Below are 6073 nucleotides of genomic sequence, written 5' to 3' on the forward strand. Positions count from 1 at the left end.
ACACCGGAAAGTTTTTTTTCAGAAATACTCAACTTTTCCCGTGCTTGAAGGCGTTCTATCTCGGCGAGCCGTTGCTCAATTATTTCCTGTTTTCTGGTTTGAACGGCAAAATATGTTTGGGCAAAAGCAATTTCATTTTTGCGAGGGTCTCCATTTTGTGCAATGAGATAGCAAGCATAACGAGTCAGCTTGATGTCATCAATTTCTCTTTGAGCTCCCTTGGCCAGATCGATCATTTTCCCGACGTCGGCAAAATGATCCTCAATGGTCTGCTTTGAATTAAAACAGGCCATTTTGGCCTTTTCGGCCACTTTTAGAAAATTGTCCCACTTTTCATATCCGAGCAGTTTTTGAAGATCACGAGCATACCAAAATTCGATTTCCTCCTCGGCATGCATAACCATTTCAAAAGCGTTATGCAGTTTGATAATGAGTTCTTTTTTCATAATGTAGGGGTTTAATAAATTTCATTGGAAAGATCAACAGACTAGAAATTTGCGCAGGTTAACAGATGCTATATGGAAGCCGGATGGCCGAATGCGAAAGGCTTGATACTGTCTCCTTTTATGTTATAGAGCCGGTTCCTTATGAAAATCCTCGTCATCGGTTCGGGGGGGAGGGAACATGCTTTGGTCTGGAAGCTTTCCCAGTCTCCCCAAAAACCAAAGATTTTTTGTGCCCCCGGAAATGCTGGAATTGCTTCGCTTGCAGAATGCATTGCGATTCCTGCAACGGATATTCAGGCTTTGCTCCAGTTTGTTAAAACGCAAAATGTCAGTTTAACTGTTGTGGGACCTGAAGTGCCTTTGGCAGGCGGGATTGTCGATCTTTTTCATGCAGAGGGACTTTCCATTTTCGGACCGACAAAATCTGCCGCGCAATTAGAATCTTCCAAAATATTTACCAAAGAATTTTGCAAGCGCCATAAAATTCCCCAAGCCCCTTTCGCGGTCTTCACAGATCCCCAAGCGGCAAAAGAATATCTTAACGACTCTGATTTTCCCGTTGTCATCAAAGCGGATGGTTTGGCGCAGGGGAAAGGCGTCATTATTTGTGACACCCGCGATGAAGCCGAAACAACCATTGATAAAATGCTCGTCGAAAAAAAGTTTGGAGAGGCTTCCCGCTCCATTGTGATCGAAAATTTTTTGGTGGGAGATGAAGTTTCTTTTTTGGCGATTGTGGATGGAGAACATATTTTGCCTTTGGCTTCGGCAAAAGATCATAAACGTCTTTTGGATCACGATCAGGGCCCGAACACCGGAGGGATGGGGGCTTATTCTCCCGCCTCACTTGCAACTCCGGCTCTTTACGAAAAAGTGATGGAACGCATTATGATTCCTACTGTCAAGGGAATGGCAGACGAAGGAAATCCCTTCGTTGGAATTTTGTATGCGGGTTTAATGATTTCCAATGGGGAACCCGAGCTTTTGGAATTCAATGTCCGCTTTGGAGATCCCGAAGCGCAGGTGATTTTGCCGCGATTGCGTACCGATCTGTTGCAATTAATTCAGGAAACTTTGGATGGAAATTTGCGTCATCTTCGTCTTTCGTGGGAGGTAAAAGTTTCTGTTTGCGTAGTGATGGCGTCTGAAGGCTACCCTGAAAAATATGCTACGGGTTATCCCATTGAAGGTTTGAAAAAGGCATCGGCCACTCTGGAAACATTTGTTTTTCATGCGGGCACCCAATTAAACGAAGGTCATATTGTCACGGCAGGTGGGCGTGTTTTATGTGTCACCGCGCTGGGCGATGATTTGCACAGTGCCGCTCAATTGTCCTATGGAGTTGCGGGCCAAATCACATGGCCCGGTTGTTATTATCGAAAAGATATCGGTTTATGACGGAAATTATTCAGATCAATCCCAAAGTTCCCGATTTAAAAGAGGTGGAGAGAGCGGCGGCTTTTATCAAGGCAGGAGAAGTCGTCGCCTATCCAACCGAGACAATTTACGGATTGGGGACGGATGTGTTCAACAAAAAAGCAATCAAAAAAATCTACGATCTTAAATCGCGTGATTACGGACTTCCCATTTCGGTTTTGGTTTCAAGCAACGCCATGTTGAAAGAAATTGTAGATGAAATTCCGGAGAGGGCCAAAGTATTGATGCGTCGCTTTTGGCCCGGTTCTCTGACAATTCTTTTCCGCGTAAAAAATTCTTTTCCAAAAAGCCTCGTGACGAATACCGGAAAAATTGGCGTTCGCATTTCCTCGCACCCGATCGCTTCCGCTTTGGTGGCAAAAGTGGGCAAACCATTAAGCACCACCAGCGCCAATAGAAGCGGTTATCCTCCTTCACTGAACGTGAAACATATCCAAAAATATTTCGGAGACCGCCTAGCCTGCATTATTGATGGCGGCGAAGCAGAGCCTTCCAGAGGTTCCACCGTGGTGGATGTCACCGACGAAACCATGCGCATCATCCGCGACGGCTCCATCCCCGCCGAAGAAGTCATTCGCTGTTTTCAGCGATCTTGACCGACCCTCCAATGGATTTTGTGGATCGGTTGATTGGGGCATTTGAGACGAAATTTTTCGAGGATTTCGGGTTCCATCATTCTTAATTCCTGAAGCCATGCCGGTGTTGAAACGTTGACACAGAGTGTTGTTCCTCGCCAAGTGGTGGGGGTGGTTTGTTTGGCAATTTTTGCGCCGACAATTTCTTCCCAATGCAACAAAAATTCGTATTGTTTTAATTTCTGCTCCCACTGGTTATTTTTTGCGAGTTTGCCCAGAATGTTTTTTAGGGGATGAAATGAAGGGGGTTTTGACATGCGTTGGGCACTATAAACCGATGTGTTTAAGGTTGACAAGAAAAGGTTGTTGGTAAAGGATTCGCCTCCCTTAAGGAGGTACTTATGAATAAAAAAGACATTACCCGCTTCAAGAAAATTCTTTCGGAACAGCGACATATTCTGCTCAATACCGTCAGCACCTCCAAAGAGCAGGGGCTTGGATTTAGCAGTGAAGACCTCTCCGATGAAATCGATTTAGCCACCTCTGAAACCGATCAATCCCTGAATTTGCGCCTTCGTGACCGTGAGCGCATTCTCCTTAAAAAAATCGAAAGAACTTTGGAAAAAATTGAAGAGGGAACTTTCGGTGTTTGCGAATCCTGTGGAGAAGAAATCAGCGCCAAACGTCTGGAAGCCCGCCCCGTGACCGACCTGTGCATTCGTTGTAAAGAAGATCAGGAACGCGTAGAAAAAGGTTTTGCAGATTAAAGTCCTTTGAGTTCCAGTCCTGCGGCGAGGGTGGCGATTTTTCCGAGCCAGCGTGCAATCACGAAAAAATGTTCATGGTCTTTGCAATGGATGACAAGCTCACCCTGTTTTGTGTCTTTGGTTTTGTGAAAACAGAGCGATTCGAAACGCGCCCCGGGGGCATTCAGGGAAGCCCTTGCATCTTTCTTTTCGTGGATTCTAAAAAACCCGCCGACAAATTCTCCGCCAACATGGTATAAAACCGGCTCGATCGGCGATCCTTCAAAAGAATCAATGGTGATAACCCCTTCCTGAATAATGAATTCGGTGGGTGTGATCCCTCCTTTGCTGGAGGTCAGTTTTTGCCTGCCTTTCCGGTTTAGGTTCATCACTTCTTCGGCGGATTCCACATGGGTAAGCCCCATTCCAAAAGTGCCCGCGTTGCTTTTGATAAAGACGTACGGTTTTTCACCAATCCCGTATTTTTCGTATTTGGTTTTGGTGCGTTCCAAAACTTTTGTGACACGCTCTGCAATCCGCTCCAGATCCTTGGGATTGTTAATGTCAACGTCATGCTCGCAGTAGGTGATAGGGCACATTCTCCAACAGTCGGTTTCCAAAATTTTTGCAACCTCTTCAATCAGTGTGCAGTAAATTTCAAAATGACGCTTTTTACTTCGGCTGTGCCAGCCTAGTTCCGGAGAAGGGAAGATGGGTTGCGTAATATTTTGAAGGATTTCAGGAATGCCGGCCGAACAATCGTTGTTCAGAAAAAGAATGTCGGGATCCAAGGAAGCAACATGAAGTCTGGAATTTGTTTTTTCGACACTTTGAAGAATAATTTTTTCACCACTGGGGAGAGCGATTTCATAAGGACTTTGAGGAAGACCATCTCCAAGATAACCAATAGCCGCTTCGAAACCGGCCATCTGAAGGAGTTTTTCGAGTTTTTTTAAATGTTCAAGATAATTCCAGTTTCTGGTGAAAGACTCCGGAATTATAAGGATTTTTTTGGCTTTTGGTGCTTCTGCTTGAAAGGTGTTCTTGAATTGAGCCGCGGCGGTTTTAGAAAAACTGTTGCACAGATTATTGAATCCGGCCGGAAAAAGATTGGTGTCCACAACGGTGACTTTAAAACCGGCATTGCGGATATCCACGGAACTGGTTACGGGCAACAAAATCCCCTTCGCCTTTTCTTCAAACCAAACGTTGAGTTCCTTTGATTTCTCCTGAAACGATTTTGCAAGAATATCTAACATAGGAACGTTAAGTTTTAACCATATCCTCAACAAATTCAATTAGTTTTTCTTGTGTTTGTTGAAGGCGTTCTAGTGTGCAAGCCACGGATACTTTTTTGTTGTGGCGAATGTAAAGAAGTTCCGTTCTGAGGACTGGTTTGGTGATGCCTTTGGAGAGGGCTAGAGCGTAAACATCCATTTGAAGTTTGTATTTTTCATGGTCCATTTGCGCGTCGGTTTTAAAATCGTAAATAATCCAGCCTTGATCCGTTTCCAACGCATAATCGATGGTGCCCACAATGGTTGCCTTTGGAAGTTTGAGGCTGAAGGGAAGTTCGTGGCGACCGTCAAATCGGGGCGGGGCAATTTCGCTTTTGAGAAAAGATTCAATCATCGCGAGCGTTGTGCTGATTTCTTTTTCCGTGGCGATGATTCCCTGTTCAAACAAAATTTTTGGAAGAAGTGTTTGCGGTAGAATTTCTTTTTTGTCGCGGATATTTTTCAGAACTGCGTGAACAACGTTTCCGAGTGTTGGACCCACAAGACGTGTGCTTTCGTTTTGCGAGGTGATTTCATGGACCTTCTCCCATGTTTTTTTCATCACACTTTTTTCCAGTTCTGTTACCGTAAAATAGGGAAGCGGTCGTCTGATTTCTTCATGTTTGAATTTTTTTAAAGTAAAATAATTGCCGCGCAATTTATTTTGAAGTGGTTGTAAAAAATTTTCACGCTTTGCAGATGCGCTCCATGTTTCAATAAATTCTTTTTTTGAAATTCCTTCTTTGAGCCAAGCATACCAAGGTCCCGTGCGGTTTGCTTCTTCATGCCATGGGATGACAATTTTTTCTTCCGCGCGTGTGAGAGCCACATACAGAAGGCGTTTGCGCTCTTCCAGATCCGCTTCCTTCTCTTCTTTTTTGAGGGTGTCCAGATAGGTGTTTTCTTCTTCCTTCAAAGAAAATCCGAGTCCCTTGTTGCGGACAAAAAGAAATGGATGATTGTTTGGAGGAGGCGTGCGAATCAAATCAGGCAAAATAAGAACAGGAAATTGTAAACCCTTGGCAGAATGAACAGTCATCAGTTGGCACGCATCTATTATATGGGCAGGCAAAGCCCCCTCCAACGGCAAAGCCGTTGGAGCCTCCCCTTCACGTTCGCTTTGCTCACTAAGAGAAAGATCAATGCCGCTGGATGGACTCAATGTGGAGCGCCTCTTTTTTAATTCTTCGAAATATTCGACAAGGTCCTGAAGAGGGAGTTCTTCATCCTGTTCCAGTTCACGTACCAATTCGATCAGTTGTTCAATGTTGGCTCTTTTTGTTCCGGAAGGATCAAGTTCGTGGGCTAAAATATCGTAATGGGTTTCTTGCACGACATTTTCGAGAATGTCCGCAGAACTCATCATTTCCTTTTTCTCGAAGATATTTTTTAGCCACGCGGCTTCCGGCCTTTGTAATAGGGCTTTTCCAAGATGTGTTGGATGTTTTAGGCAAAGCTCGGTGATTTCAATGTCGGAAAATCCGAGGAGCGGAGAACGCATTAAACCCACAAGACTCAGACGGTCTTCCGGTTCTACCAACAATTTCAGACAGAATAAAAGATCGATGACTTCTTGTGCATTGAGAAAACCG

7 protein-coding genes are annotated in these 6073 nt (G+C 44.5%); 3 read left to right on the forward strand and 4 right to left on the reverse strand.

The genetic code is table 11. The features are described from left to right. Positions 1 to 446 (reverse strand): DNA damage-inducible protein D (locus HY877_01300; GenBank protein ID MBI5298923.1); only part of this gene is annotated, 446 nt, incomplete at its 3' end. A 141-nt stretch (positions 447 to 587) separates the two neighbouring features. Here HY877_01300 and purD point away from each other — a divergent pair. Further along, entirely contained in the window at positions 588 to 1844 is a 1257-nt protein-coding gene (purD, locus tag HY877_01305; protein ID MBI5298924.1) for a phosphoribosylamine--glycine ligase, read from the forward strand. Next, complete coding sequence (locus HY877_01310) at positions 1841 to 2479, forward strand: threonylcarbamoyl-AMP synthase (GenBank protein MBI5298925.1); 639 nt, start codon at positions 1841 to 1843, stop codon at positions 2477 to 2479. Before purD ends, HY877_01310 begins: the two co-directional genes overlap by 4 nt. Here HY877_01310 and HY877_01315 read toward each other — a convergent pair. Continuing rightward, on the reverse strand, positions 2467 to 2775 hold the full coding sequence (locus HY877_01315; GenBank protein MBI5298926.1) for a DUF721 domain-containing protein: 309 nt from the start codon (positions 2773 to 2775) through the stop codon (positions 2467 to 2469). The two genes, HY877_01310 and HY877_01315, sit on opposite strands and share 13 nt — an antisense overlap. An 84-nt stretch (positions 2776 to 2859) precedes the next feature. On the opposite strand from HY877_01315, the gene dksA reads away from it, so the two are divergent. Then, entirely contained in the window at positions 2860 to 3225 is a 366-nt protein-coding gene (gene dksA, locus HY877_01320; protein MBI5298927.1) for an RNA polymerase-binding protein DksA, read from the forward strand. On the opposite strand, the gene gshA is transcribed toward dksA, so the two are convergent. Both gshA and HY877_01330 read right to left on the reverse strand, forming a co-directional pair. Further along, the gene (gene gshA / locus HY877_01325) at positions 3222 to 4463 is read right to left on the reverse strand and encodes a glutamate--cysteine ligase (GenBank protein MBI5298928.1); all 1242 of its coding nucleotides are present in this window, start codon (positions 4461 to 4463) and stop codon (positions 3222 to 3224) included. The genes dksA and gshA overlap by 4 nt on opposite strands. Positions 4464 to 4470: 7 nt before the next feature. Then, a partial coding sequence (locus HY877_01330; protein MBI5298929.1) for a PD-(D/E)XK nuclease family protein occupies positions 4471 to 6073 on the reverse strand: 1603 nt, incomplete at its 5' end.

The organism is Deltaproteobacteria bacterium (genome assembly GCA_016213065.1).
Taxonomy (GTDB): domain Bacteria; phylum UBA10199; class UBA10199; order SPLOWO2-01-44-7; family SPLOWO2-01-44-7; genus JACRBV01.